The organism is Gemmatimonadales bacterium (assembly GCA_030697825.1).
Classification (GTDB): Bacteria; Gemmatimonadota; Gemmatimonadetes; order Gemmatimonadales; family JACORV01; genus JACORV01.
Genome location: JAUYOW010000022.1, coordinates 1 through 1,002, shown reverse-complemented (window position 1 = coordinate 1,002; position 1,002 = coordinate 1). Strand labels below are relative to the sequence as shown.

The 1,002-nt window shown below is 68.0% G+C and carries 1 protein-coding gene; it reads left to right on the top strand.

Features of this window, described 5'->3' with window-relative positions; all coding sequences use genetic code 11:
• A partial coding sequence (locus Q8Q85_01035; GenBank protein MDP3772831.1) for a trehalose-6-phosphate synthase occupies window positions 1-953 on the top strand: 953 nt, incomplete at its 5' end.
• Between the last annotated feature and the right edge of the window lie 49 nt (window positions 954-1,002).

The window sequence follows — 1,002 nt, the reverse complement described above, 5'->3', positions numbered from 1 at the left end:
AGCAGCTGCTCGACGGCATGCTCGGCAGCAGCATTCTCGGGTTTCACACCCAGTTCCACTGCAACAACTTCGTCGACACTGTCGATCGCCTGCTGGAAGCGCGGGTAGACCGGGAGATGTTCACCGTCTCGTACCGGGGCCAGGAGACTGCGGTAAAGCGTTACCCGATCTCGATCGAGTGGCCACCGTCCCCGGCCCTGGTGGGCAAGCCCGTCGAGGAGTGCCGCCAGGACGTGCGGCAGCGCCACGGCCTGCCGGCCGGTCACACGGTCGGCATCGGCGTGGACCGGCTCGACTACACAAAGGGGATCGAGGAGCGGTTGCGCGCGGTCGAGCGGCTGCTGGAGGTGCAACCGCAATGGGTCGGCAAGTTCACCTTCATCCAGATCGCGGCGCCGACGCGCACCCGCATCGGGCAGTACCAGGAATACGAAGGACGGGTGCGAGCGATGGCGGCGCAGATCAACGAGCGCTTCGCCGGTGCGCGCCACCCGCCCATCGTGCTCAAGGTGGAGCACCATCAGCCCCTGGACATCTACGAGTACTACCGCGCCGCGCAGCTGTGCATGGTCACCAGCCTGCACGACGGGATGAACCTGGTGGCCAAGGAGTTCGTCTCGGCGAGGGACGACGAGCGAGGCGTGCTGATCCTGAGCCACTTCACGGGCGCGGCGCGCGAGCTGCCCGAAGCGATTATCGTCAACCCCTATGACACGGATCAATGCGCCGCCGCCCTGCACCTGGCGCTTTCGATGCCCGCGGGGGAACAGCGCGCCCGGATGCGGGTGATGCGCGGGCTGATTCAGGAATTCAATGTGTACCGCTGGGCGGGCCGAATGTTGATTGACGCGGCCGGGATGCGGCGGCGCGGCCGACTACTCGAGCGCAGCTTGACGCCCGATCGGCTTCGCGCTTCCTCACGGGCCCCGCTCGAGCCCAGCCAGCGGCAGTGAGGCGGGGGGCCTCGCGTCCGTCCCCGCTCCCGCCGCCTCGGCGGGACTG